Source organism: Mycolicibacterium alvei, assembly GCF_010727325.1.
GTDB classification, from domain to species: Bacteria; Actinomycetota; Actinomycetes; order Mycobacteriales; family Mycobacteriaceae; genus Mycobacterium; species Mycobacterium alvei.
Map to the genome: position 1 here is coordinate 320807 of NZ_AP022565.1, position 26229 is coordinate 347035.

General features: G+C 68.1%; 23 protein-coding genes and 1 pseudogene. 18 read left to right on the top strand and 6 right to left on the bottom strand.

Annotation, left to right across the window (positions count from 1 at the left end):
* Nucleotides 1-41: 41 nt before the first annotated feature.
* The 4 genes from G6N44_RS01475 to G6N44_RS01490 all read left to right on the top strand — a co-directional run bounded on the left by G6N44_RS01475 (nucleotide 42) and on the right by G6N44_RS01490 (nucleotide 3023).
* The gene (locus G6N44_RS01475; protein ID WP_163660498.1) at nucleotides 42-479 is read left to right on the top strand and encodes an SRPBCC family protein; all 438 of its coding nucleotides are present in this window, start codon (nucleotides 42-44) and stop codon (nucleotides 477-479) included.
* Nucleotides 476-1750, top strand: coding sequence for an ArsA family ATPase (locus G6N44_RS01480; RefSeq protein WP_179964459.1), 1275 nt, complete (start codon nucleotides 476-478; stop codon nucleotides 1748-1750). Before G6N44_RS01475 ends, G6N44_RS01480 begins: the two co-directional genes overlap by 4 nt.
* Entirely contained in the window at nucleotides 1747-2160 is a 414-nt protein-coding gene (locus tag G6N44_RS01485) for a hypothetical protein (RefSeq protein WP_163660500.1), read from the top strand. Before G6N44_RS01480 ends, G6N44_RS01485 begins: the two co-directional genes overlap by 4 nt.
* A gap of 119 nt (nucleotides 2161-2279) precedes the next feature.
* Nucleotides 2280-3023, top strand: coding sequence for a lysophospholipid acyltransferase family protein (locus G6N44_RS01490; RefSeq protein WP_163660502.1), 744 nt, complete (start codon nucleotides 2280-2282; stop codon nucleotides 3021-3023).
* Here the strand turns inward: G6N44_RS01490 and G6N44_RS01495 are convergent.
* On the bottom strand, nucleotides 3020-4333 hold the full coding sequence (locus G6N44_RS01495; protein ID WP_163660504.1) for a glycosyltransferase 87 family protein: 1314 nt from the start codon (nucleotides 4331-4333) through the stop codon (nucleotides 3020-3022). The two genes, G6N44_RS01490 and G6N44_RS01495, sit on opposite strands and share 4 nt — an antisense overlap.
* A gap of 83 nt (nucleotides 4334-4416) precedes the next feature.
* Here G6N44_RS01495 and G6N44_RS01500 point away from each other — a divergent pair, with 83 nt between their 5' ends.
* Genes G6N44_RS01500 through G6N44_RS01510 form a run of 3 tightly spaced genes read left to right on the top strand, consistent with a single transcriptional unit; the run spans nucleotide 4417 to nucleotide 7228 of the window.
* Entirely contained in the window at nucleotides 4417-5280 is an 864-nt protein-coding gene (locus G6N44_RS01500) for a hypothetical protein (protein WP_163660506.1), read from the top strand.
* Nucleotides 5280-5798, top strand: a complete 519-nt coding sequence (locus G6N44_RS01505) for a polyadenylate-specific 3'-exoribonuclease AS (RefSeq protein WP_163660508.1) — start codon at nucleotides 5280-5282, stop codon at nucleotides 5796-5798. Before G6N44_RS01500 ends, G6N44_RS01505 begins: the two co-directional genes overlap by 1 nt.
* A gap of 32 nt (nucleotides 5799-5830) precedes the next feature.
* Nucleotides 5831-7228, top strand: a complete 1398-nt coding sequence (locus G6N44_RS01510; protein ID WP_163660510.1) for a class II 3-deoxy-7-phosphoheptulonate synthase — start codon at nucleotides 5831-5833, stop codon at nucleotides 7226-7228.
* Nucleotides 7229-7252: 24 nt separating this feature from the next.
* Here G6N44_RS01510 and G6N44_RS01515 read toward each other — a convergent pair whose 3' ends face one another.
* On the bottom strand, nucleotides 7253-8515 hold the full coding sequence (locus G6N44_RS01515; RefSeq protein WP_163660511.1) for a protein kinase domain-containing protein: 1263 nt from the start codon (nucleotides 8513-8515) through the stop codon (nucleotides 7253-7255).
* A 36-nt stretch (nucleotides 8516-8551) separates the two neighbouring features.
* On the opposite strand from G6N44_RS01515, the gene G6N44_RS01520 reads away from it, so the two are divergent.
* Complete coding sequence (locus tag G6N44_RS01520) at nucleotides 8552-8956, top strand: Rv2175c family DNA-binding protein (protein WP_163660513.1); 405 nt, start codon at nucleotides 8552-8554, stop codon at nucleotides 8954-8956.
* Here G6N44_RS01520 and G6N44_RS01525 read toward each other — a convergent pair.
* The 4 genes from G6N44_RS01525 to G6N44_RS01540 form a co-directional block, all read right to left on the bottom strand.
* The gene (locus G6N44_RS01525; protein ID WP_163660515.1) at nucleotides 8945-10483 is read right to left on the bottom strand and encodes an alpha-(1->6)-mannopyranosyltransferase A; all 1539 of its coding nucleotides are present in this window, start codon (nucleotides 10481-10483) and stop codon (nucleotides 8945-8947) included. The genes G6N44_RS01520 and G6N44_RS01525 overlap by 12 nt on opposite strands.
* An 18-nt stretch (nucleotides 10484-10501) precedes the next feature.
* Nucleotides 10502-11590 carry a bifunctional (2E,6E)-farnesyl/geranyl diphosphate synthase gene (gene idsA2, locus G6N44_RS01530; RefSeq protein ID WP_163660517.1) on the bottom strand — a complete coding sequence of 363 codons (1089 nt, stop codon included), beginning with the start codon at nucleotides 11588-11590 and terminating at the stop codon, nucleotides 10502-10504.
* A 126-nt stretch (nucleotides 11591-11716) separates the two neighbouring features.
* Entirely contained in the window at nucleotides 11717-12421 is a 705-nt protein-coding gene (locus G6N44_RS01535) for an LppM family (lipo)protein (RefSeq protein WP_163660519.1), read from the bottom strand.
* A gap of 11 nt (nucleotides 12422-12432) precedes the next feature.
* Nucleotides 12433-13041: a GNAT family N-acetyltransferase gene (locus tag G6N44_RS01540; protein WP_163669473.1), complete on the bottom strand. Its 609-nt coding sequence runs from the start codon at nucleotides 13039-13041 to the stop codon at nucleotides 12433-12435.
* Between the two features lie 223 nt (nucleotides 13042-13264).
* On the opposite strand from G6N44_RS01540, the pseudogene G6N44_RS01545 reads away from it, so the two are divergent.
* The 10 genes and pseudogenes from G6N44_RS01545 (at nucleotide 13265) to ftsW (ending at nucleotide 26196) form a co-directional block, all read left to right on the top strand.
* Nucleotides 13265-13652 (top strand): annotated as a pseudogene (locus tag G6N44_RS01545) (DUF3040 domain-containing protein).
* Nucleotides 13653-14086: 434 nt separating this feature from the next.
* Nucleotides 14087-14515, top strand: a complete 429-nt coding sequence (gene mraZ / locus G6N44_RS01550) for a division/cell wall cluster transcriptional repressor MraZ (protein ID WP_163660521.1) — start codon at nucleotides 14087-14089, stop codon at nucleotides 14513-14515.
* Between the two features lie 163 nt (nucleotides 14516-14678).
* Nucleotides 14679-15680, top strand: a complete 1002-nt coding sequence (gene rsmH / locus G6N44_RS01555; protein WP_163660523.1) for a 16S rRNA (cytosine(1402)-N(4))-methyltransferase RsmH — start codon at nucleotides 14679-14681, stop codon at nucleotides 15678-15680.
* On the top strand, nucleotides 15677-16840 hold the full coding sequence (locus tag G6N44_RS01560; protein WP_163660525.1) for a cell division protein FtsL: 1164 nt from the start codon (nucleotides 15677-15679) through the stop codon (nucleotides 16838-16840). Before rsmH ends, G6N44_RS01560 begins: the two co-directional genes overlap by 4 nt.
* A gap of 113 nt (nucleotides 16841-16953) precedes the next feature.
* Entirely contained in the window at nucleotides 16954-18765 is a 1812-nt protein-coding gene (locus G6N44_RS01565) for a peptidoglycan D,D-transpeptidase FtsI family protein (RefSeq protein ID WP_407666173.1), read from the top strand.
* 52 nt (nucleotides 18766-18817) lie between these two features.
* Complete coding sequence (locus G6N44_RS01570) at nucleotides 18818-20422, top strand: UDP-N-acetylmuramoyl-L-alanyl-D-glutamate--2,6-diaminopimelate ligase (protein WP_163660529.1); 1605 nt, start codon at nucleotides 18818-18820, stop codon at nucleotides 20420-20422.
* A complete protein-coding gene (locus G6N44_RS01575; protein ID WP_163660531.1) occupies nucleotides 20419-22005 on the top strand; it encodes a UDP-N-acetylmuramoyl-tripeptide--D-alanyl-D-alanine ligase in 1587 nt (528 codons plus the stop codon). The genes G6N44_RS01570 and G6N44_RS01575 overlap by 4 nt, the downstream gene beginning before the upstream one ends.
* Nucleotides 22002-23081 carry a phospho-N-acetylmuramoyl-pentapeptide-transferase gene (gene mraY, locus G6N44_RS01580; RefSeq protein WP_163660533.1) on the top strand — a complete coding sequence of 360 codons (1080 nt, stop codon included), beginning with the start codon at nucleotides 22002-22004 and terminating at the stop codon, nucleotides 23079-23081. The genes G6N44_RS01575 and mraY overlap by 4 nt, the downstream gene beginning before the upstream one ends.
* 2 nt (nucleotides 23082-23083) lie before the next feature.
* A complete protein-coding gene (gene murD, locus G6N44_RS01585) occupies nucleotides 23084-24574 on the top strand; it encodes a UDP-N-acetylmuramoyl-L-alanine--D-glutamate ligase (RefSeq protein ID WP_163669475.1) in 1491 nt (496 codons plus the stop codon).
* A 5-nt stretch (nucleotides 24575-24579) separates the two neighbouring features.
* Entirely contained in the window at nucleotides 24580-26196 is a 1617-nt protein-coding gene (gene ftsW, locus G6N44_RS01590) for a putative lipid II flippase FtsW (protein ID WP_163660535.1), read from the top strand.
* The last annotated feature ends 33 nt before the right edge of the window (nucleotides 26197-26229 follow it).

The window sequence follows — 26229 nt, forward strand, 5'->3', positions numbered from 1 at the left end:
CGGCGAGAGCCAGACATCCCCGCGGGGAGAAGGGTGTGGCGGTGGCCGACAAGACGACACAGACCATCTACATCGACGCTGATCCGGTGACGGTGATGGATGTCATCGCAGATATCGGCTCGTACCCGGAATGGGTCGCCGAATACAAGGAAGCCGAGGTCCTGGAGACCGACGCGCAGGGCAATCCCAAGACCGCCAGGATGGTGCTCGACGCCGCGGTGCTCAAGGACACCATGGTGCTGACCTACGTGTGGCCCGCCGACCGCACCTCGGTGACCTGGTCGCTGGTGTCCAGTTCGCTGCTGCGGTCGCTGGAGGGCGCATATCGCTTGGCGCCCAAGGGATCCGGTACCGAGGTCACCTATGAGCTTTCGGTCGATCTGATGATCCCGATGATCGGCCTGCTCAAGCGCAAGGCTGAGCGGCGACTCACCGACACCGCGCTCAAAGACCTGAAGAAACGAGCAGAGGCTGAGTGACTTCGCCGGACGGGAGCGCACGGACCCCTGCGAAGATCAGCCTGTTCGTCGGCAAGGGCGGGGTAGGTAAGTCGACGCTGGCGACCGCCACCGCGGTCCGGGACGCCGCGTCTGGTCAGCGGGTGCTGATCGTGTCCACCGATCAGGCTCATTCCACCGGCGACGTCCTCGGGATCGCGCTCGCTCCCACCGGGGGGCGGGCCCCCACCCGGGTGCTCAGCGATCTGGGTGCCGGCCTGACCGACGCCGGTGGCGTTTTGGACGCACTTGCCCTTGACACGCTGGCGCTGCTGGGTGCGCGTTGGGTGGAGACGGCTGGTCCGCTGGCAGCTCGTTTCCCCGAGTCTGATCTGGGAAGCATTGCCCCTGAAGAACTTTCGGCTCTTCCCGGAATCCAGGAAGTCCTCGGACTTCACGAGGTGGGTGAGCTCGCCGATTCCGGCCGCTGGGATCACGTGGTGGTGGACTGCGCCTCGACGGCCGACGCACTGCGGATGCTGACGTTGCCGGACACTTTCGGCCTGTATCTGGAACGAGCCTGGCCGCGGCACCGGCGTCTGTCGGGCTCACCCGATGCGGTCGGTGCGGCCATCGTGGCCCTGATCGAACGCGTCGATGCCGGTATCCGCCGGCTCGGGACCCTGCTCACAGACGGCTCACGGGTGAGCGCACACCTGGTGCTCACCCCGGAGCGGGTGGTGGCCGCCGAGGCCTCGCGGACGCTGGGATCGCTTGCCCTGATGGGTGTCGAGGTGGCCGAGATCATCGTCAATCAGATTTTGGTGCAGGATGATTCGTTCGAGTACCAGAACCTGCCTGCCCATCCCGCATTCGACTGGTACACCGAGCGGATCGCCGAGCAGCAGGCCGTCCTCGACGGCCTCGACGCCGCGATCGGTGACGTGCAGCTGGTGCTCGTTCCACACGTGCCGGGGGAGCCGATCGGCCCCAAGGCGCTGGGGGAGCTGCTCGAAGGTGCCCGACAGCGCGACGGGTCGCCGCCGCCGGGTCCCCTGCGGCCCGTCGTCGACCGGGAGTCGGGGTCTGGACTCGAAGCGCTGTACCGGTTGCGGCTAGAGTTGCCGCAGATCGATTCGGCCGACCTCACGTTGGGTCGCGTCGACGACGACTTGATCATCGGCGTCGCAGGCATGCGTCGCCGCGTGCGGTTGGCCTCTGTCCTGCGTCGGTGCGTCGTGACGGATGCCCAATTGCGCGGTGGCGAGCTGACCGTACGTTTTCGTCCGAACCCGGAGGTGTGGCCGGCATGACGGGGTCTCATCCCGAGCTGAGTTCGGAGCTGCGGCAATTGGCGCAGGAGATTCTGGACCGGTTGGATCCGGCGGTGCGGTTGGCCGCGGCCACCTTCGCGGCGTCGGGCGACACGGACCCGGGCAAGTGCCAGCAGGTGTGGTGCCCGGTATGCGCGTTGGCTGCGGCGGTCAACGGCGAGCAGCATCCGCTGCTGTCGGTCATCGCCGAGCACAGTGTGGCGCTGCTGACGGTGATCCGCGCTGTTCTCGATGAGGGAGCCGACGGGTCTGGCGGCAGCGGCTCCGACGGAGGTACCCCGACACCCGATGGTGGGCCGGACGCTCCGCCGCCCGACGATTTCCCGCCCCCGCCGCCTCCCGGTCGGTACCAGCACATCCCGGTCACCGTAGAGGGCCCAGCAGACTGAGCCACCAATGAAGTAACGCTGAGACACAGCGGGTATCCAGGACTTGATGTGGTAGCTGCAACATGGCCTGGGTACAGTTGTCGCAGAGCATTGCGCGGTACGCCCAAGGTGGAGGGTCCATGTGGTATTGGCTGTTCAAGTACATCCTGTTGGGCCCCATGCTGGCTGTCCTCGGTCGGCCGAAAATCGTTGGGCTGGAACATGTTCCGACCGACGGCCCGGCCATCCTGGCCAGTAACCACCTAGCGGTGATGGACAGCTTCTACCTGCCGTTGGTGGTCAACCGCCGCATCACGTTCCTGGCCAAACAGGAGTACTTCACCGGTACCGGGATCAAGGGCAGGATCCTGGCCTGGTTTTACACGGTGGCCGGACAGGTCCCGATCGACCGCACCGATGCGGATTCGGCGCAGGCAGCCTTGGTCACCGCCACCCGTATCCTCGGCGAGGGCAAGCTGCTCGGCATGTATCCCGAAGGCACCCGCTCACCAGACGGCCGCCTCTACAAGGGCAAGACCGGGCTGGCGAGGCTGGCACTGGAGACCGGCGTGCCGGTGATCCCGGTGGCCATGATCGGCACCAACGTCGTCAATCCGCCGGGAACGAAGGGACTGCGGTTCGGCCGGGTCGAGGTCAGATTCGGTAAGCCGATGGACTTCAGCCGATTCGACGGTCTTGCTGGTAACCGTTTCATCGAGCGGGCCGTGATCGACGAGGTCATGTACGAGCTGATGGACCTGTCCGATCAGGAGTACGTCGACATCTATGCGGCCACCCTCAAGGAGAACCCGCAGCAGGTCAACGGACAGCCGGTCGACATGACCAAGCCCGCGGCCCGCCTGCCACACGCGGCGGCCGGTTAGACCGCTTCGCCCCCGCTGAGCTGGACCAGCGGGGCGGCGGGCACCGCGGTGGTGTGTTCCGACCTGGATGCGGACACGAGCCCGAGCACGGCGATGACCGCGAGCGCCCACCACAGGTAGGCGTCACCGGCCAACTGCCGCAGCACCGATGCGGCGGTTTCCTGGTGCGGGGTCAACAACGCGATGGGCGTCCACACCATCAAGGCGAACCCGATCAGCGTCACCAGGGCCAGTGCCACCGCCGGCAGGCGGACCTTGCGCATCCGGTAGGCGAGCACGCCGGTCACCAACAGGGTGGGTAGCGACCAGACCCAGTGATGCGACCACGACACCGGCGACACCACCAGGCCGAACATCGCCACACAGGTCAGGGCGACCAACGGGGCCTCGTCGGCGCCGGAGCGCAGGACCCGCCGGGCCGCCCAGACCGTCAGGGCCAGCACCGCGAAGCAGGCGACGACCCACAGGACGAACCGCGGCCCCTCGGACAGGCCGAGCCGGGCCAGAGTGCCCGCGATGTTCTGGTTGGTGTTGAGCGTGGCCGTACCGATCCGGTCGGTGTTGCGCACCGTCTCGGTCCAGTACTCGATCGAGTCGGTCCAGGCCAGCACGAACCCGGCGAGTGTCGCTGCCACCGTGGCCGCGGCGGTCCGCAGGAGCGTGTGGATGTCGCGGCGCAGCAGGAAATACAGCAGGAACACCGCGGGCGTGAGCTTGAGTGCGATCGCCAGGCCCAACAGGACTCCGCGCGGCCACGGCGTGCGGCGGGGCACGCAGTCGGCGATCACCAGCGTCATCAGCACCACGTTGATCTGCCCGAACTCGAAGTTCGACCGGATCGGCTCCAGCCAGATGACCGCGGGTGCCACGAGCGCGACCGCCAGCCAGCAGCGTCGCAGCCAGGCCGGTTCGGAGGTGATCGCGGTGTCCGGCCAGACGTTCAGCCGGGTCAGCACGATGACCGTCGAGACGATCAGCAGTACCAGGGTGGTGGCGGTGATCGCCACACTTGCCGCCGGCAACGAGAGCCAGGCGAACGGGGCGAACATGATCGCTGCGAGCGGGGGATAGGTGAACGGCAGGTCCAGACCGCCCTGGGTGTGGAAGATGGCGCCGTCGGCGTACAGCGGCTGGTTGTCCAGCCACGCCCGCCCGCCCATCCGATACACGTCGATGTCGATGCGATAGGGCACGTGTCCCAGAAGCCTCCAGCCGACCAGGATCAACCCAGCCGCGGTGAGCAACTGAAAAAGCCGCCACCCGATCGTCGGTGCCAAACCAGCCCCACCGGGCGACTGCCGCTTACTCATGTCCTCAACAGACTATCGGGGGCCACCCTCCGACGGCGCATCCGCACTCGCGACGCGCGTGGGGCGGCGTAAGTTCTCTGTCCGTGCATGCGACCGTTCAACTCGATTTCCTCACCCGGGATCGCCTGCCGTTGCTGTGCTGCCTGGTGGCGTTCATTCTCACGTTCTTCGTGACGCGACTCGTGGTGCGTTACATCCGCCGGAACGCCGGCGACGAACGGCCGCCGAAGTGGTGGCAGCCCCGCAACATGGGACACGGTTCCGTGCACATCCACCACATGGTGATCGGCGTCGTACTGGTGATGGTGTCGGGCGTGACGATGGTGACGCTCGCGGTCAACGGCGGGGTAGCGGAGTTCACCGTGGCCGCGGTGTTCTTCGGCATCGGCGCGGCCCTGGTGCTCGACGAGTTCGCGTTGATCCTGCATCTGTCGGATGTGTACTGGGCCCAGGACGGCCGTACCTCGGTGGATGCGGTGTTCGCCGCGGTGGCCGTGGCCGGGCTGTTGATCCTGGGTTTCAATCCCCTGTCATTCTTTGATATCGGTATCTGGCGGGAGGACCAGTCGCCGGTCGGGCGGGCGGTCGTGGTCGCGGTTGCGGTGCTGACCCTGCTCCTGGCGGTGGTGGTTCTGCTCAAAGGCAAGGTCTGGACTGGATTGGTGGGCATGTTCATAACCCCGTTGCTGTTCGTCGGGGCAGTTCGGCTGTCGCGGCCGCATGCGCCGTGGGCGCGCTGGCGCTACACGGGCCAACCCCGCAGGATGCACCGCGCACTGCAGCGGGAGCGCTGGCTGCGCCGGCCCGTGGTGCAGGCCAAGCTGTGGTTGCAGGACGCGATCACCGGTATGCCGAAGGTTCCCGACGACGCCACTGTCGACGCACAACTCGATCGGGAGGTCCATGCCGCCCCGGCACCGGGTGACCCGACCCGGACGGCGGCCTGATGCGCTACTTCTACGACACCGAGTTCATCGACGACGGTCGCACCATCGAGCTGATCTCGATCGGCGTCGCCGCCGAGGACGGCCGCGAGTACTACGCGATCTCGACGGAATTCAATCCGGACCGGGCCGGCCGGTGGGTACGCAAGCACGTGCTGCCCAAGCTGCCGTCGCCGTCGTCGAAGCTGTGGCGGTCGCGGCGCCAGATCCGGTCGGAGCTGGAGGACTTTTTCGACATCGACGGTGACGAGCCGATCGAGCTGTGGGCCTGGGTGGGCGCCTACGACCACGTGGTGCTGTGCCAGCTGTGGGGGCCGATGACCGATCTGCCTCCGGCGATGCCCCGGTTCACCCGCGAGCTGCGCCAGTTCTGGGAGGACCGTGGATCGCCGCGGATGCCGGCACGACCGACCGATGCGCACGATGCGCTCGTCGATGCCAGGCACAATCTGCACCGGTTCCAGTTGATGACGGGGATCGGGCTCACCCCGGCGCGGGAATCCGGCACCCGACAACCCTGAATCGGCCGTTCACCGGCGGCTACCATGAACGGGTGAACTGGACCGTTGACATCCCCATCGACCAGCTGCCGCCACTGCCCCCGCTGACAGATGAGCTACGGCAACGGCTTGATGCGGCACTGGCCAAGCCGGCTGTGCAGCAGCCCAGCTGGGATGCGGACGCGGCGAAGGCCATGCGCACGGTGTTGGAGAGCGTGCCGCCGGTCACCGTGCCGTCGGAGGTCGAGAAGCTCAAGGGCCTGCTGGCCGATGTTGCCCGTGGCGAGGCCTTCCTGCTCCAGGGCGGCGATTGCGCCGAGACGTTCGTGGACAACACCGAGTCGCACATCCGGGCCAACATCCGCACCCTGTTGCAGATGGCCGTGGTGTTGACCTACGGCGCCAGCATGCCGGTGGTCAAGGTGGCGCGCATCGCCGGCCAGTACGCCAAGCCGCGGTCATCCGATATCGATGCGCTCGGCCTGAAGTCCTACCGCGGTGACATGATCAACGGCTTCGTCCCCGACGCCGCGGTGCGCAAGCATGACCCGTCGCGGTTGGTGCGGGCCTATGCCAATGCCAGCGCCGCGATGAACCTGGTCCGTGCGCTGACCTCGTCGGGATTGGCGTCGTTGGATCTGGTGCACAACTGGAACCGCGAATTCGTCCGGACGTCGCCGGCCGGGGCGCGTTACGAGGCGTTGGCCGGGGAGATCGACCGTGGCCTGAAGTTCATGTCTGCCTGCGGGGTGGCCGACCGCAACCTGCAGACCGCCGAGATCTTCGCCAGTCACGAGGCCCTGGTCATCGATTACGAACGGTCGATGTTGCGGCTGGCAGATCGGGCCGAGAACCCGGACGGGCCGCCCAAGCTGTACGACCTGTCCGCGCACTATCTGTGGATCGGGGAGCGCACCCGGCAACTCGACGGGGCCCATGTGGCGCTGGCCGAGGTGATCGCCAATCCGATCGGGGTCAAGCTGGGGCCCACCACGACTCCGGAGATGGCCGTCGAGTACGTCGAGCGGCTGGATCCGAACAACGAGCCCGGCCGACTGACCCTGGTGACGCGGATGGGCAACAACAAGGTGCGGGATCTGCTGCCGCCGATCATCGAGAAGGTGCAGGCCGCCGGCCACCAGGTGATCTGGCAGTGCGATCCGATGCACGGCAACACCCACGAGGCGTCGACCGGCTACAAGACCCGCCACTTCGACCGCATCGTCGACGAGGTGCAGGGGTTCTTCGAGGTGCACCGCGCCCTGGGGACCCATCCCGGCGGCATACACGTCGAGATCACCGGCGAGAACGTCACCGAATGTCTCGGTGGGGCGCAGGACATCTCGGATTCGGATCTGGCCGGCCGCTACGAGACGGCGTGCGATCCGCGGCTCAACACCCAGCAGAGCCTGGAGTTGGCGTTCCTGGTCGCGGAGATGCTGCGCAGCTAGCGTGATTCCTGGCGGTCCGGTCGGCTACAGCAGCGCGCCGACGTTGCTGCCCAGCGTCCACGCCGCGGTGGCAACCAGGCCCGTCAGGGTGAGTACCGCGATCACCCAGAACGCCAGCATCCGTTTGGCGCGCTGACGCGCCCAGTGGAACTCGCTCAGCTCGATACCGGCGAATTGCCCTGCCCCGAAAGCGTATTCGTCCGCTTCCGGGTCGGCCGGGATCGGCGCCCAGTCGTGCTGGTCGCGGGTGATCTCCCGGGTGGGCAGGCGCGGTGCGGGAGCACCCGGCGGTGTCACCGCCGGGGAGGGGGGCGCCGCCGTCACGACGGCCGTCGTCTCTGCGCGGTGATCGTCGGAGGCGCCGAGGTCATGCACGCGGGTGGCGGCCAGGTGCTGCGCCGAATGCTGCGGTGCAGGTACCCGGAACGCCGGAAGGCCGAGGTCTTCGACGATTTCGGCCAGCTCGGCCCGCATCGCGTCGGCGTCGACGAAGCGCTGTCCCGGATCGCGTGCGGTGGCACGGCGCACGAACTGGTCGAATTGCGTTGGGACTCCGGCGATTACCCCGCTCGGTGCGGGCACATCGTTATCCATGCGCTGATAGGCCACGGTGAGCGGCGAGTCCCCGGTGAACGGCGTGACACCCGTGAGCAGTTCGTAGGTGAGGATACCGACGGCGTACACGTCGCTACGCGGGTCGGCGTCGCCGGTGCTCACCTGCTCAGGGGACAGATAGGCCGCGGTTCCCAGGATCACGCTGGTCGAGGTGATCTTCGCCTCGGCGACAGCGCGCACCAGGCCGAAGTCGGCGATCTTGACCTCGCCGTCGTCGGAGATCAGGACGTTCTCGGGTTTGACGTCGCGGTGCACGAGGCCGGCGCGATGTGCCACCGCGAGCCCGCCGAGTACCGGAGCCAGCACCGCAGCAACCGCGTGCGGAGGCATCGGGCCGCGTTCGGCCAGCAGCTCGCGGAGCGTGCCGCCCTCGACCAACTCCATCACCAGGAACGGGTGTTGATGATCGAGCCCCTGGTCATAGACGGCGACCAACCCGGGATCCTTCAACCGGGCCACGGCCTTGGCCTCGCGGCCGAACCTGGTCAGAAAGTGGCTGTCGCCGCTGTAGCGGGAGTCCATCACCTTGAGCGCCACGGGGCGGTCCAGGCGGACGTCGAGGCCGCGGTAGACCGTGGACATGCCGCCGGTGGCGATGGCGGTGTCCACGCGATAGCGCCCGTCGAGCATGGTGCCGACGAGTGGATCCGATTGCTGCTCCACCGGACACATGTTACGAGTTGCGGCCGTGGTCCTAGAATCAGTGCGGTGAGCAGCATTCCGGTCGCCGATGATGTCCTGGACCCCGACGAGCCCGTCTACGACCTACCGACGGTGTCGGGTTTGCTCGGCATCCCGGTCACCAAGGTGCATCAACAGTTGCGCGACGGGCAGTTGATCGCCGTGCGCCGCAACCGCGTCATGGTGGTGCCGGAGATCTTCTTCGATGACGAAGGTCATGTGGTCAAGCACCTGCCCGGCCTGCTGATCGTGCTGCGCGACGGCGGCTACCGCGACACCGAGATCGTGCGCTGGTTGTTCACTCCGGACGAGTCGCTGACGATCACGGCAGACGGCCGAACCGAGCAGGTGTCGAATGCCCGCCCGGTCGACGCCCTGCATTCGCACCAGGCACGTGAGGTATTGCGCCGCGCGCAGGCGTTAGGCTACTGACGGCTGGTTCTCGGCCGCCGGCTCAGTCGCGGGCCGCTCGGGTGCGCGGTACAGCGAGTACCACGCCACCACCGCACATGCGGTGGTCAGCAGGACGTGCGCCCACGAGTACATGCCGTGCGCCCCATCGGGTTTCCACATCACCATGATCCAGGTGGACATCCCGGCCATCACCGCGATGGCCGGCCGGGTCTGGATCAGGGCGGCCGCCACCGCCAACGGCCAGGTGTAGTACCAGGGCAGCGCAGCGGGAACGAACAACACGACCACCGCCATCGCCAGGGCGGTGCCGATGAGGGCTTCGCGGTCGGTGTGCCGGTAGCGCCACCACAACAGCGGCAGGGCGATCAGAATGACGAGGATGCCGATGATGCGGGTGACTTCGAGCACGGCGTAGAAGTTCACCGGGACGATCAGGCCGCCGATGCCGTTGATCAGGTTGGCGGCGGCGGTGGGCACGGTCAACCAGTTGATGATCTTCACGTTGCCGGCCGCGAGGGCGGACAGCCAGCCCAGGCCGACGTCGGCGAGCCATGACATCACCGCGAACACCGCGGCGAGGATCGCCATGGAAGCGGCGGTCGCCAGGACGAATGCCCGCACCGGCGGGTGGCCGTGGCGGTCGCGCAGCTGTCGCGTCCATACCCATACAACGAACGGAAGTGCAAGGGCTGCGGTCGCTTTGACTGCGACGGCCAGGGCGATCACGCCGACACCCCAGACGGGGCGTTGTCGGAACGTCAGTGCGATGCCGGCCATCATCAGCCCGACCATCAGCATCTCGTTGTGTACGCCACCCATCAGATGGATGATCACCAGCGGGTTGAGCACGCAGACCCACAGCGCAGTCGCCGGACTCGCGCCGATGTGGCGCGCGACGCGCTGCGTCGCCCAGATCAGCAACGCCAGGCCGGGCAGCATGCACAGCCGCAGCAACATGGTGCCCGCCACGATGTTGTCGCCCACCAGCATCGTGACGAACTTCGCGACCAGGATGAAGGCCGGTCCGTAGGGCGCGGTGGTCGTCGTCCAGATCGGACTCACGTTGTCCAGCAGCAGGTTCGGATTCTCCACCGGCCCGACCACGTAGGGGTCGAAGCCGTCGCGCAGCAGGGCACCCTGGGCGAGGTAGGAGTAGGTGTCCCGACTGAACAGCGGAACGCTCAGCAGCAGGGGTGCGAGCCAGAAACCTGTCGTGGCCACCATGGTGTATTCGGTGGCGGTGCGGTCGATCACGCGCCGGCCCAGCCACAACCAGGCGATCAGCATCACCGCGATGCCGACCCACAGCAGGATCGAGGACAGCACCAGGCCGTGCCCGAATCGCAGCCAGGACAGGTGCAGGGACTCCAGGAGCGGGTCGTGCAATCGGGTGCTGCCCGCGCCGAGTCCACCGATGGTCAGCAGCGTGGCGCCCAGGAAACCCAGCCGGGCCGGACGGGCATCGGCGGACACTGCGAATGCGGCCAGGCGTGAGAGGTGTTGCGCGAAACCGGTGCTCGAGGTCTCGGTCGGTGTGTGTGTCATGGCGTGCTTGCCGTGCTCCTATGCCGACCGGTTCGCCGCGAACCGGGCGATCTCGGCCAGGCCGGTCTTTGCCTGGGCGTGAATGGGGGCGGCTGCCAGCGTGTCCAGGGCACGGTTGGTCAGTAGCTCGATGTGCGCCTCGACCGCGGCCAGGGCGCCCACCGACTCGATGGCCCGGCACAGGTCGCCCACCTGGGCGTCGGACAGTTCAGTGCCCACCGAGGTGCGCAGCAGTGCTGCGGTCGCGGGGTCGGATTTGTCGGCGAGCTCGAGAGCCTCGGCCAGCAGCACCGTGCGCTTGCCGGATCGCAGGTCGTCACCGGAGGGCTTTCCGGTCACCGCGGGATCGCCGAACACCCCGAGCACGTCGTCGCGGAGTTGGAATGCGACGCCCAGGTCGTTGCCGACCTGGTGGAAGATCTGCTGCACGTCGGGCCGGTCGGCGGCCGCGGCGGCGCCCAACTGCAGTGGCCGGGCCACGGTGTAGGACGCGGTCTTGTAGGTGTTGACGTTCATCGCCGAGGCCACCGATTCGGCCCCGCTGGATTCCGCGACGATGTCGAGGTACTGGCCGCCGAGCACCTCGGTGCGGATGTGGCGCCAAACCTGCTGAACGCGCTGCTGCGCGTCGGCGGGGATGTCGGCCGACGCGACGATGTCGTCGGCCCAGGACAACGCCAGATCGCCGGCCAGGATGGCCGCCGACAAGCCAAACTGCCGTGACGAACCGTGCCAGCTGCGGTCGCGGTGCCGGTCGGCGAACACCCGGTGGACGGTGGGCAGGCCACGACGGGTGTCCGAGTCGTCGATGACGTCGTCGTGCACCAGGGCGCAGGCCTGCAGCAATTCCAGCGCGGCGAAAAACCTCAACACATCGGGACCCGCGGGTCGGTCCGCCGGCTCGATCACCGCGCGCCAGCCCCAGTAGGCGAAGGCCGGGCGCATCCGCTTACCGCCGCGCAGGACGAATTCTTCGAGAGCCGCGGTCAGTTCGGCGTAGTCGGTTCCGATGTACTCGCTGTCGAGGCGGCGCTCACGCAGGTAGTCGCGCAATTGGTCGGTGACGGCTCCGGCCAGCTCGACGGTTGACGGAGCCGATGTTTGCACGCTCAGCGCCCGCCCCTTTCTGTCGTCAACGGTGTGTCCGGTGAGTGCATTCAGGGTAGAGCGTGCCGCGCGTTTCGTATCAAGTGAGTGGTGTAGCAACGTGCTCGGCGGGGACGGGGCGCGCGGTCAGTCGCTGCCGGCGACCGGGTCACCCGGTTTCGGGGAGGTGTCCCGACTCATCCAGGCCAAGCCCCCGATGACGCCGGCGACCAGGAGTGCGCCGACGATGAGCCAGATGGTCGCGGTGGTGAAGGACCGGGCACTGGGGTCGGTGTAGCGGGCCTGGGCGTTCATGGTGCTGACGATTCCCGGGCGCAGTTTCCATTCCACGATCGAGGAACTGACCTGGTCGCCGTTGGTCGAGGTCACTTCCCCAGGGAACGACACGGTGAGCAGAACGTCGGCCTGCGGATCGTTGAGCGAGGTGAGGTCCACCCGCCCCTCCAGGATCACCAGGTCACCGGCGCGGCGCAGGGAGATGTCGACTCCGGCGGCATCCCGGTTCATGCCGGCCAGCTGGGGCAGTTCGGCGAACGTGAGGTCGGAGAACACCGCCTGGGAGCCGACGTAGTCGTCGCGGCTGTACTCCGAGACGGCAACCTTGGTCGCGAAGGGGAGGTTGTTCAGCAGTTGCGGACCCCGGTCATCGGCGTTCCGCGGCTTGGCTGCGGCGATGATCTGACCGGACACCCGGTCGTCGGGGGAGACCGTGATCGAGGTGCGGACCCGGACGCAGCCCACCGCCATGGGCAGGATCAGTAACAACATCACCCACGTGAGCAGGCGGGTGCGGCTGCGACGGCTCGGTGGTCGGACATGCACGCTGGTCATCGTGCCAGATCTCACAACGGCAGTGGGCGACCGAGGATGGCGAACGGCCGGGGGTCGCCGGCGAAGTGGTAGCCGCGGATGACGTCGGTGAACCCCAGCCGCCGGTACAAGCGCCACGCCCGATTCGACTCGCCGGTGATCTCAGGGGTCGACAACAGCACGTGAGATTCCTCCCGCCCGGCCAGTAGTCGCCTGGTCAGAGCCTCGCCGAGGCCCTGACCCTGGGCCCGGGGCTCGATGTGCAGCTCGGTGAGTTCGAAGTAGCTGGCCATCAGGTCGGCAATGTGGCCGGGGTTGGTGCCGATTCTCTGCAAACCGGAGATGACCTGCTGTTGCCACCATTGATCCGGCGCGCCGCAGTAGCCGTAGGCGATCCCGTTCAGCGGTGCGTCGAGCAGGTCCGCCAGATCTGGGGCGGCACCGGACTCCGGATCGGCGTCCGACGCCTCGACCGCGGCTACACATTTCCAGCCTGCGCGCCGGGTGTGTTCGAGCCACAGCGCGGCGCGCTGCTCCTCGGTTCCGCGTGGATAGCGCATGGCGTCGACGTACACGCGCAGCGCCTCGGGAAGCCGGCGCTTCATGTCGTCCGGCGACAGATCGATGAGATACGTCGCCAATGCCTTCGCCCTTTCGCCCGCCTGGTGCCCTGCCCATTTCATTATCTTCAGCATTATCCGGCCGCAGGACGTTCGGTCCCGTCGACCCGGGCCATCTCGCGACGACCTACAATCGACGGTGAACAAGGTGGTACGGCTCGGATCGACCTCGTATCATTAGCGTTAGGTGCCCGTGATTGCGGGCACGTGGAATCGCGACGGCGGCGTCGGCAAGGAGGGACGAATGCCACTCTCCGATCATGAGCAGCGCATGCTCGACCAGATCGAGAGCGCGCTCTATGCCGAGGATCCCAAGTTCGCCTCGAGCGTTCGTGGTGGGTCTTTGCGTGCGCCCTCGGCTCGGCGCAGGCTTCAGGGCGCGTTGCTGTTCATCGTGGGCCTGGCTCTACTGGTCATCGGACTCGCAGTGGAGTCGCTCTGGATGGGCGATTTTCCGATCGTGTCGGTGGTGGGATTCGTGGTGATGTTCGGTGGCGTGGTGTTCGCCGTCACCGGCCCGCGCGTGACCGGTGGTCCCGGGCGTGCGGCCCAGGACGCGGCAGCGTCGTCAACGTGGCGGGTCGTTCACCACTCGAATGGAAGACCGGTTCCGACGCCGGTTCGACGACTGAGCCGTCAGACGGATTCAGGGGGCAGCCCGTAACGGGTTGCCCCCTTTTTTGTGCGTTCCGGATGTCTGGGCCTGGTGTCGGGCGCCGGTCCAGCGACACGCCGGTGTCGTTCTGCCGGGTGGATCCGTGGGGCGGCGTGGGGAGCACGGCAGATTCTCAGGGAATTTCGCCCCACATCCCCCCACACTCTCGCGATAGGTCGCTACCTGCGGTTTTTCTGTTCTTATGATCGCGCCCTGCGGATGAATACGCACTGAGCACGGAGATATGGGGTGTTCAGGTGGGGGGAGTGCCCAAACTTGGCGGACTAAATGGAGCAAAGTGGGGGATCGTGGGGTAAAGTGGCGGCCAACGGGGAAATCGGAGCCCCGTTCGGAGGGCAGAAGGCCTGGATCTCGCAAGCGATCCGAACTCCGGTGGCGGGAGGTGTCCAGATGTTTCTGGGTACCTACACGCCCAAGCTCGACGACAAGGGGCGGCTCACGCTGCCCGCCAAGTTCCGCGACGTACTGGCAGGAGGGTTGATGGTCACGAAGAGTCAAGATCACAGCCTGGCCGTGTACCCACGGGACGAGTTCGAGGAACGCGCACGTAAAGCGGTGGAAGAGGCGAAGGCGCATCCGGAACGTCGCGCACAGTTGCGGGTATTCGCCGCGGCCGCCGACGAGCAGCGTCCGGATGGACAGGGTCGGATCACCCTGTCGGCCGACCACCGCAGGTACGCAAACCTGTCCAAGGAATGCGTGGTCATCGGGTCGGTCGACTACCTGGAGATCTGGGACGCCGAAGCGTGGGAGTCCTACCAGCAGACCCACGAAGAAAACTTCTCCGCGGCCACCGATGAAACTCGCGACGTTCTCTGATGGCGCCGCTGATGCGGCCGCTGAACCGGCGGCCGGCCTGGACTTAGCCCGTGCAGCGAGGCCTCTGCCCGAATTGGCCCTGGCGTACTTCCCCGACGCCAGGTCCGTTAATTCGGACAGAGACCCCGGTGCAGGGGCCATTCCGAGCGGAGGTGTTTCAGCGGTGCCAGATTCCCCAGATCAGTCCGACTCCCAGGACCACGGTCACATCCCGGTACTGCTCGACCGCTGTGTCGAGCTGTTGGCCCCCGCACTCACCCGCCACCATGAGGACGGCACGGGCGCGGTTCTGGTGGATGCCACGCTCGGCGCAGGCGGCCACTCCGAACGCTTTCTGACCGACTTCCCGGGTCTGCACGTGATCGGTCTGGACCGGGATCCCACCGCGCTCGGCATCGCCGGTGCCCGGCTGGCCCCGTTCGGCGATCGGATGCGGCCGGTGCGGACCTGCTACGACGGAATCGCCGGGGCGATTGCGGAGTCCGGCTTCACTCAGATCGACGGTGTGCTGTTCGACCTCGGGGTGTCCTCGATGCAACTCGACCAGACCGAACGCGGCTTCTCCTACTCCGCGGATGCGCCGCTGGACATGCGGATGGATCCGGACGCGCCACTGACGGCCGCGGACATCCTCAATACCTACGACGCCAAGTCGATCGCGCGGATCCTGCGCGACTTCGGCGAGGAGCGCTTCGCCGGACGGATAGCCGACAAGGCGGTCAAACGGCGTGTGCACAAACCGTTTTCCACCACCGGTGAACTGGTCGAGTTGCTCTACGAGGCGATCCCGGCGCCGGCCCGGCGGACCGGGGGGCACCCCGGTAAGCGCACCTTCCAAGCGCTTCGGGTCGCGGTCAACGGCGAGCTGGACTCGCTGCGCGCCGCACTGCCTGCCGCGCTCGCCGCGCTGACCGACGGCGGACGGATCGTGGTGATGTCCTACCAGTCGCTCGAGGACCGGATCGTCAAGCAGGCCTTCGCTGCCGCCACCGCATCGCGTACCCCGCCCGGCCTGCCCATCGAATTGCCCGGCCATGAACCCGAATTCGTCGCGTTGACCCGCGGTGCCGAGAAGGCCCGCCAAAGTGAGATCGATCGCAATCCGCGTAGCGCTCCGGTGCGGCTGCGGGCACTGGAAAAGGTGGGGGAAGGGGGTAACCGATGAAGGTCAAGCGACCCGAACAGTTGCGTGAGGCAGACCGCAGGCGTCCGGTGCGTCAACCCGCGCGAGGTGGTGGGCGGCGCACCGATCAGGCCCCGCCGCGCAAGCGCCGGCCGGGTTCCGAACAGCGGCCCGCACGCACGGCACCGGCTGCCGGACCGAATCAACGGCCGGGTACCCGGCCGGCTCGGCCCAAGAACACCAGCCAGGCTAAGGCACGGGCGAAGGCCCGTAAGGCCAAGGCCCCCAAGGTTGTCCGTCCGCCACTGCGGGTCCGGTTGCGGGAACGTCTGCTGGTCCGGCTGGCCTCGATCGAGCTGAACCCGCGCGTACTGCTCTCCCGTGTCCCCTTCGTCGTGTTGGTGATCGCGGCGCTGGGTCTGGGACTCGCGGTCACGCTGTGGCTGTCGACCGGTTCTGCCGAGCGGTCCTACCAGTTGGGGCACGCCCGCCAGGTCAATCAGGGCCTGCTGCAACAGAAAGAGGCGCTGGAACGCGATGTGCTCGAGGCGCAGGCCGCACCGGCACTGGCCGAGTCGGCCCGCAATCTGGGCATGATCCCGTCACGCGATACCGCGCACCTGGTGCAGGATGCAGCCGGTAACTGGACCGTCGTCGGTACCCCCAAGCCCGCCGAGGGCGTGCCTCCGCCCCCGTTGAACACGCCGCTGCCCGAGGAGGCCCCGCCTGCGCCGCCCGCGCCCCCGGCCCCGAAGGTGGTCGATCCGCGCGAGCTGACGGTCCGGACACCGCGTCCGGGTTCTCCTGTCGTCCCGGGTATTCCGGTCCCGCAGGCCGACGCGCCCCACGGTGCGCCGGGAGCCGTACCGCCGGTGCCCGGACCGGCCCTGCCGGGTCCGGCGGCGCCGGCACCGGATGTGCTCGCCGTTCCGGCGCCGGCACCCTTGGCGGCTCCCGCGCAGGTTGATCCCGTGCAACTGGTGCCGCAACAGGTCATCGACCCGGCGCACGCGCCCGTCGCCGGGGTGCCCACTGCGCCGGGACCGGTCGTGCCACCGCCGGCTGCCCCTGCGCCGGCCGGGCCGGCGCAGGCGCTGGCCGCTCCCGTCCCCGTCGTTCCTCTGGAGCAGTTCAGCCGACCGACCGCCCCGGCGGCACATGTCCCGGCTGCCGCCGTCAACGCCCCGGTGCCCGCCGCATGAGCCGCCGCCCGGGCGGCCAGGGCCGGTCTCCGAAGCCACAGCCGGCCAAGAAGGCCGCGCCCGGGCCGGGGCATGAGGCCCGGGTTCGCCGCACGCGCGTTGCGGCGACCGAAATGGGTTTGCGCAGCTCGTCTTTCGTGTTCCGGCACCGCGCCGGAAACCTGGTCATGCTGTCGGTGCTGGTGATCGCCGCCGTGCAGTTGTTCACGCTTCAGGTGCCGAGGGCAGCAGGTCTGCGCGCCGAGGCGGCCAGCCAGCTCAAGGTCACCGACGTGAATCCGGCCATGCGGGGCAGCATCGTCGACCGCAACGACGACAAGCTGGCGTTCACCATCGAGGCCAAGGCGCTGACGTTCCAGCCGGTCCGGGTCCGCAAGCAGCTGGCCGAGGCGAAGGACAAATCCAGCGAGGCGCCGGATCCGGATCGCCGGCTCTCCGACATCGCCAAGGAGATCGCCACCCGGCTGGACAACCGGCCAGATTTCAAGACCGTGCTCAAGAAGCTTCGGAGCAACGAGAGTTTCGTCTATCTGGCCCGTGCGGTCGACCCCGCGATCGCCGGCGCCATCATGGAAAAATTCCCCGAAGTCGGTGCCGAGCGTCAAGATCTGCGGCAGTACCCGGGTGGATCGCTGGCCGCCAATATCGTCGGCGGCATCGACTGGGACGGCCACGGCCTACTGGGGCTTGAGGATTCGCTCGACGCGGTACTGGCCGGCTCGGACGGTTCGGTCACCTACGACCGGGGTTCCGACGGTGTGGTGATTCCGGGCAGTTACCGGAACCGGCACGACGCGGTCAACGGCTCCACTGTGCAGTTGACCCTGGATGACGACATCCAGTACTACGTCCAGCAGCAGGTGCAGCAGGCCAAGGATGCCTCGGGTGCCAAGAACGTCTCGGCAGTCGTGCTCGATGCGAAATCCGGTGAAGTACTGGCGATGTCGAACGACAACACGTTCGACCCGAGTCAGGACCTCGGTCGGCAGGAGCACCGGCAGATGGGCAACCTGCCGGTGTCCTCGCCGTTCGAGCCCGGCTCGGTGAACAAGATCATCACGGCCTCGGCCGCGATCGAGTACGGTCTGGCCAACCCGGACGAGGTGCTGCAGGTGCCCGGGTCGATCGACATGGGTGGGGTCACCGTCCGCGACGCGTGGAACCACGGCGTGATGCCATACACGATGACCGGTGTGTTCGGGAAGTCGTCGAACGTCGGCACCCTGATGCTGGCTCAGCGCGTGGGTCCGGATCGGTTCTACGACATGGTCAGCCGGTTCGGGCTCGGTCAGCGCACCGGCGTCGGACTGCCGGGCGAGAGCTCGGGTCTGGTGCCGCCCATCGATCAGTGGTCGGGCAGCTCGTTCTCCAACCTGCCCATCGGACAGGGTCTTTCGATGACGCTGCTGCAGATGGCGGGGATGTATCAGACGATCGCCAACGACGGGGTGCGGATGCCGCCGCGGATCGTCAACTCCACGATTGCGCCCGATGGCACCCGGACCGATGAGCCGCGACCCGAAGGGGTTCGGGTGGTGACACCGGAGACCGCCCGTACGGTGCGCAACATGTTCCGCGCCGTCGTGCAGCGTGACCCGATGGGCTACCAGCAGGGCACCGGCCCGCAGGCCGCCGTCGAGGGATATCAGATCGCCGGTAAGACCGGTACGGCGCAGCAGATCAATCCGGCGTGCGGGTGCTACTACGACGACGTCTACTGGATCACCTTCGCCGGCATGGCGCCTGCCGACGATCCTCGTTACGTCATCGGCATCATGATGGACGCGCCGCACCGCGCCGCGGACGGCTCACCGGGATCCTCGGCGGCGCCGCTGTTCCACAACATCGCCTCGTGGCTGCTGCAACGTCACAACGTCCCGTTGTCGGCCGATCCGGGGCCGCGGTTGACCCTGCAGGCGACCTGACCCCCATCGCCGTGGGTGGTGCGGTCGGTGGCCCGCAGATGGGTACTGTGGCATGGCCATGAAGCTGCGTCCCAGCCGTCCCGCCGGCCAATACCTCGTGCCGCTCGCCGAACAGGTCCAAGCGGTATCCGCCACCGGAAATCCCCTGCCGGATCTTCGGGTGACAGGCGTGACCCTGCGCGGTCAGGACGCCCGGCCAGGCGACCTGTTCGCCGCACTGCCGGGATCGGCGGTGCACGGTGCGCGCTACGCGGCCGAGGCGGTGGCCGCCGGTGCGGTGGCGGTGCTGACCGATGCTGCCGGCGCCGCCGAGTTGGGTGCGCTGCAGGTGCCGGTGCTGATCCATTCCGACCCGCGTGCGGTGCTCGGTGCGGTGGCGTCCGAGGTGTACGGACGTCCGTCGGAACGTCTGACCGTCATCGGGGTGACCGGAACCTCGGGCAAGACCACCACGACGTATCTGGCCGAGGCCGGGCTCCGGTCCGCCGGCCGGGTGGCCGGACTGATCGGCACGGTGGGCGTGCGTATCGCCGGACGCGATCTGCCGAGCGCGCTGACCACTCCCGAGGCGCCGGATCTGCAGGCGTTGCTGGCTGTGATGGTCGAAAGCGGTGTCGACACCGTGGTGATGGAGGTGTCGAGCCACGCGCTGACGCTGGGCCGGGTCGACGGGATCGTTTTCGCGCTCGGCGGGTTCACCAACCTGTCGCGCGACCACCTGGATTTCCATCCGACGATGCAGGACTACTTCGAGGCCAAGGCCGGCCTGTTCGATCCGGCGTCGCGTAACCATGCCGCCGCCGCGGTGGTCTGTGTCGACGACGATGCGGGCGTGGCGATGGCCGGCCGGGCCGAGAAGGTGACGACCGTCAGCTCCGCGGGCGCGTCGGCAGACTGGCAGGTGCGCAATGTCGCGGCGGTCGGCGTCGGGTCCCAGGAGTTCACCCTCGTGGACCCGGCGGGCGTGGCCCACCAGATTCGGATCGGGCTGACCGGTGCCTACAACGTCGCCAATGCGGCGCTGGCGATCGCCCTGCTGGACGGGGCCGGGGTGACGCCTGAGCAGGCGGCTCCGGGGTTGCAGGTGGCGACGGTGCCGGGTCGGCTGCAGCCGATCGACCGCGGACAGCGGTTCCTGGCACTGGTCGATTACGCGCACAAGCCTGGTGCTCTGCAGGCGGTGTTGGAGACATTGAGGGCGAGCGCAGCGACGGGAGATGATCGCGGGGCGAACGCAGCGACGGGAGAAGGCACCCGGCGAGCGTCGGGACCGGGCCGTATCGGCGTGGTGTTCGGGGCCGGTGGCAACCGGGACACGGGCAAGCGCGCGCCGATGGGGCGGGTCGCGGCCGAGTTGGCCGATCTCGTCGTCGTCACCGATGACAATCCCCGCGACGAGGACCCCGCACTGATCCGCGCGGCGATCATGGCCGGGGCCGCTGAAGCACGGTCGGGCGCCGAGATCGTGGAGGTCGCGGACCGGCGGGCGGCCATCGACCGCGCGGTGGCCTGGGCCGGGCCCGGTGACATCGTGCTGATCGCCGGCAAGGGCCACGAGAGCGGGCAGACCGGTGGCGGCCACACCAGGCCGTTCGACGATCGTGACGAATTGGCTGCGGCGTTGGAGGCACTCGTGGAAGGGGAGTCGGGCACGTGATCGAGATGACCATCGCCAGGATCGCCGAGATCGTCGGCGGCGAGTTGGCCGACATCACTGCCGACGAGGCCGCCGCGACCCGCGTCACCGGCACCGTCGAATTCGACTCCCGGGCGATCGGCACCGGTGGGTTGTTCCTGGCGCTACCCGGTGCCCGGTCCGACGGCCATGACTTCGCGGCGAGGGCGGTGGCGGCCGGGGCGGTAGCCGTGCTGGCCGCGCGCCCGGTCGGGGTGCCCGCGATCATCGTTTCCCCCGATCCAAAGGGCGCCGACACCGCTTCTGGCGCTCTGGAATTCGATACCGATGGGTCCGGTGCAGCGGTGCTGGCCGCGCTGGCCAAGTTGGCAGCGGCGGTCGCAGCCGAACTGGTCGCCGACGGGCTGACGATCATCGGGGTGACGGGATCCTCGGGCAAGACCTCGACCAAGGATCTGCTGGCGGCGGTGCTGGATCCGCTCGGGCAGGTGATCGCGCCGCCGGGCTCGTTCAACAACGAGCTGGGGCATCCGTGGACCGTGCTGCGCGCCACGCCCGAGACCGACTACCTGATCCTGGAGATGTCGGCCCGGCATCCGGGCAATATCGCCGCCCTGGCCGCCATCGCCCCGCCGCAGATCGGGGTGGTGCTCAATGTGGGCACCGCACACCTCGGTGAGTTCGGCTCGCGCGAGGCCATTGCCAGTACCAAAGCCGAGTTGCCACAAGCTGTTCCGTCCTCCGGGGTGGTGATCCTCAACGTCGACGACACCGCGGTGGCGGCGATGGCCGGCAAAACCGAGGCCAGGGTGGTGCGGGTCTCGCGGGAGCCCGGCGCGGCGGTCGACGTGTGGGCCGGCCCGGTCACCCTCGACGATCTGGCCCGCCCGCGGTTCGCGCTGCACGCGGGCGGTGGGGAAGTCGAGGTGGCGCTGGCGGTGCACGGCGATCACCAGGTCGGCAATGCGTTGTGTGCGGCTGCGGTCGCGCTGCAGTGCGGCGCCGATCTGGACCAGGTGGCCACCGCGCTGGCGGGCGCGGGCCCGGTCTCGCGGCACCGGATGGCGGTCGGCACCCGCGCCGACGGTGTGACGGTCATCAACGACGCCTACAACGCCAACCCGGATTCGATGCGTGCCGGCCTCAAGGCGCTGGCCTGGATGGCCCGCCAGGGTGGTGGTGATGCCGGCGGTGACCTGCACGGAAAGCGGCGCAGCTGGGCGGTGTTGGGCGAAATGGCCGAACTGGGCGACGACGCGATAACCGAGCACGACGCCATCGGACGGTTCGCGGTGCGCTTAGATGTGTCTCGGTTAATCGTCGTCGGAACCGGGAGGACTATGAACGCCATGCACCACGGCGCGGTGATGGAGGGTTCGTGGGGATCTGAGTCCACGATGGTCGACGACGCCGATGCCGCGCTCGCCCTGTTGCGGGCTGAGCTGCAGCCCGGGGACGTGGTGCTGGTGAAGGCATCCAACTCGGTGGGGTTGGGTGCCCTGGCCGACGCGCTGGTTGCCGCAGGAGCTGGATCGCCGTCTCCGACGGCAGGAGCTGGATCGCCGTCTCCGACGGCAGGAGAAGTTGGGAACGCCGACCGATGAAGCTCATCCTGATTGCCGTCGGTATCGCACTGGCGGTCTCGATCCTGCTCACGCCGGCGTTGATCCGGCTGTTCACCAAGCGCGGGCTGGGCCACGAGATCCGTGAGGACGGCCCGGCCAGTCACGCCAAGAAACGCGGAACGCCGTCGATGGGTGGCGTGGCGATCGTGGCCGGCATCTGGGCGGGCTACCTGGGCACTCACCTGGTCGGGGTAGCGCTGGGCGGTGACGGTCCGTCGGCCTCGGGGCTGTTGGTGCTGGGGCTGGCCACGATGCTCGGCCTGGTCGGGTTCGTCGATGACCTGATCAAACTGCGTCGTTCGCGCAACCTGGGCCTGAACAAGACCGCCAAGACCGTCGGCCAGCTGACCGCCGCCGTGCTGTTCGGCGTGCTGGTGCTGCAGTTTCGCAACGGCAACGGTCTGACCCCGGGCAGCCCCGAGCTGTCCTATGTCCGCGAGATCGCCACGGTCACGCTGGCGTCGTGGGTTTTTGTGTTGTTCTGCGTCGTGATCGTCAGTGCCTGGTCCAACGCGGTGAACTTCACCGACGGTCTGGACGGGTTGGCGGCAGGCGCGATGGCGATGGTCACCGCGGCCTACGTGTTGATCACGTTCTGGCAGTACCGCAATGCCTGTGCCACGGCTCCGGGTCTGGGCTGCTACAACGTGCGCGACCCGCTGGACCTGGCCCTCGTCGCGGCTGCGACCGCCGGCGCGTGTATCGGCTTCCTGTGGTGGAACGCCGCGCCGGCCAAGATCTTCATGGGTGACACCGGTTCGCTCGCGCTGGGCGGCATCATCGCCGGGCTGTCGGTGACCAGCCGCACCGAGATCCTGGCGGTCGTCCTGGGCGCACTGTTCGTGGCCGAGGTGACCTCGGTGGTGGTGCAGATCCTGGCGTTTCGCACCACAGGGCGCCGGGTGTTCCGGATGGCTCCGTTCCATCATCATTTCGAGCTGGTGGGTTGGGCCGAGACCACGGTCATCATCCGGTTCTGGCTGCTGACGGCGATCGCCTGTGGTCTGGGTGTGGCCCTGTTCTACAGCGAGTGGCTCACCGCAGTCGGGGCCTGACGGTGGCGGGCCCATCCGGCGGGCGCGGCGGTGACGACGATCTCTCGCTGCTGACCCCGGGTGCCCCGGTGTTGGTGACCGGTGCCGGGGTGACCGGACGTGCCGTGCTGGCGGCGCTGGCACCGTTGAACGTGGCGGCGACGCTGTGCGATGACAACGCCGATGCCCTGCGCGTCCTGGCCGAGCAGGGCACCGCCGTCATCGACCCGGCCGACGCGATTGCCGCCATCGCCGACTACACCCTGGTGGTGACCAGCCCGGGATTTCCGCCGACGGCTGCCGTGCTGGCCGCCGCGGCCGGGGCCGGGGTACCGATCTGGGGCGATGTGGAGCTGGCCTGGCGGCTGGATGCCGCGGGTCGTTACGGCCCGCCGCGGCGCTGGCTGGTGGTCACCGGCACCAATGGCAAGACCACCACCACGTCGATGCTGCACGAGATGCTGCTGGCCGATGGGCGTCGAAGCCTGTTGTGCGGCAATATCGGTGACCCGGTGCTGGCCGTTCTGGACCAGCCCGCGGAGTTGCTGGCGGTCGAGCTCTCCAGTTTTCAGTTGCACTGGGCTCCCTCGCTGCGCCCGGACGCCGGTGTGGTGCTCAACGTTGCCGAGGATCATCTGGACTGGCACGGTTCGATGGCCGGCTATGCCGCCGACAAGGCTCGCGCGCTGGCCGGACGGGTGGCCGTGGTGGGTCTCGACGATCCGGTGGCCGCCGGTCTGCTGCCGGCCGCCGGGGCGCGGGTGCGGGTCGGATTCCGGCTGGGCGAACCTGCCGCCGGCGAGCTCGGCGTGCGTGACGGCAAGCTCGTCGACCGTGCGTTCGGCGACGATGTCGAGTTGGCTGATGCCGCGACGATCGGGGTGGCCGGTCCGGTCGGCGTGCTCGATGCGCTCGCGGCCGCGGCACTGGCCCGTGCCGTCGGGGTGGCCCAGGGTTCGATCGCGAGCGCGTTGGCCTCGTTCCAGGTCGGCAGGCATCGTGCCGAGCTGGTCGGGGAGGCCGACGGGGTGCGCTACGTCGACGATTCCAAGGCCACCAACCCACATGCCGCGCAGGCCTCGATCACCGCGTTCGACCGCGTGATCTGGATCGCCGGCGGCTTGCTGAAGGGCGCCTCGGTTGACGAGTTGGTGCGTGAGGTGGCGAATCGCCTGGTTGCTGTGGTGCTGATCGGTCGGGATCGGCAGATGGTTGCCGATGCGTTATCGCGACACGCGCCGGATGTACCCGTTGTCGAGGTTGTGACGGGGGAGGATTCTGGGGTGCTTGAGACAAATGAGTCTATTGGTGATCATGTGACTCGTGTGATCGATGTCGGGGACCGTGCGGTCTCCGACGCGGTCATGGCGGCGGTCGTCGATGTCGCCCGCGGGTTGGCCGGCGCGGGTGACACCGTGTTGCTGGCCCCGGCCGGTGCGTCCTTCGATCAGTTCAGCGGCTACGGCCAGCGTGGCGATGCTTTCGCCGGCGCCGTCCGCGCCGCGATCGGGTAGCCGAGGTGGCCGGCATCCTGGCCCGGTTGCGCCGCCGTGACGGTGCCGCAACGGGCGCAACCTCCGATTCGACAGGCACATCGACGGAGGCTCCGCGGACCCGGTTCGGCGCCTGGCTGGGCCGTCCGATGACCTCGTTTCACCTGATCATCGCGGTCACTGCGCTGCTCACCACGCTCGGTCTGATCATGGTGCTCTCGGCGTCGGGCGTGTATTCGTATGACTTCGACGGGTCACCCTGGGCGGTGTTCGGCCGCCAGGTGATGTGGACGGGCGTCGGGCTGATCGCGTTCTATGTGGCCCTGCGGATGCCGGTACGCACCTTGCGCCGGATCGCGTTCCCCGGGTTCGCCTTCACCATCGTGCTGCTGATCCTGGTGCTCATCCCTGGAATCGGCAAGGTGGCCAACGGCTCTCGCGGCTGGTTCGTCGTCGCCGGGTTCTCGATGCAGCCCTCGGAGCTGGCCAAGATCGCCTTCGCGATCTGGGGTGCGCACCTGCTGGCGGCCCGGCGCATGGAACGGGCCTCGTTGCGCGAGATGCTGATCCCGCTGGTGCCTGCCGCGGTGATCGCGCTCGCGTTGATCGTCGCCCAGCCCGACCTCGGGCAGACCGTCTCGTTGAGCATCATCCTGCTCGGTCTGCTGTGGTACGCGGGCCTCCCGCTGCGGGTATTCCTGTCCTCGCTGTTGGCCGCGGTGCTGGCGGCCGGCGTGCTGGCGCTGTCGGCGGGCTATCGGTCCGACCGCGTGCAGTCCTGGCTCGACCCGGCGGCCGATGCACAGGGGATCGGCTACCAGTCCCGGCAGGCCCGGTTCGCGCTGGCCAACGGAGGCATCTTCGGTGACGGACTGGGCCAGGGGACGGCAAAGTGGAACTACCTGCCCAACGCCCACAACGACTTCATCTTCGCGATCATCGGCGAGGAGCTGGGATTCGTCGGCGCGGTGGGTCTGCTGGCACTGTTCGGACTGTTCGCCTACACCGGCATGCGCATCGCCCGGCGGTCCGCCGATCCGTTCCTGCGCCTGCTGACAGCCACCACCACATTGTGGGTGGTCGGCCAGATGTTCATCAACGTCGGCTACGTGGTGGGCCTGTTGCCGGTTACCGGGCTGCAGCTGCCGTTGATCTCGGCGGGTGGATCTTCGCAAGCCACAACACTTCTGATGATGGGGTTGATCACCAATGCGGCCCGGCACGAACCGGAGGCCGTGGCGGCGCTGCGGGCCGGACGCGATGATCGGATGACCCGGCTGCTGCGCCTGCCGTTGCCCGAACCCTATGTCCCCACCCGTCTTGAGGCCGCCCGCAACCGGCTGCACGATCGTCGGAAGGCGCCCTCACGCGGTGCGGGCAAACCCGCAGGCAAGGCTGGGGCCAAGCCGACTTCCGGTAAGCAACCGGGCAGGCAGGCCCGATCCGGAAAGAGCGGGACGAAGCAGGGGCAGGGGGGCGCCCGACGCCGCGCGCCGCATGCCGCCGACCGGCCGGTACGCCAGTCCGGACGCGCCGCTGGTCAGCAGCCGGCCGGCGACGGTAGGTCCTCGGTCCGATATGGTGCAGGCCAGCGGAAACAGGGTCAACGGGCCCGGATTTTGGAAGGTCAGCGTTACGGGTGAGTGAGGGTACAAGGGACCGGGGGATCTCCGTCG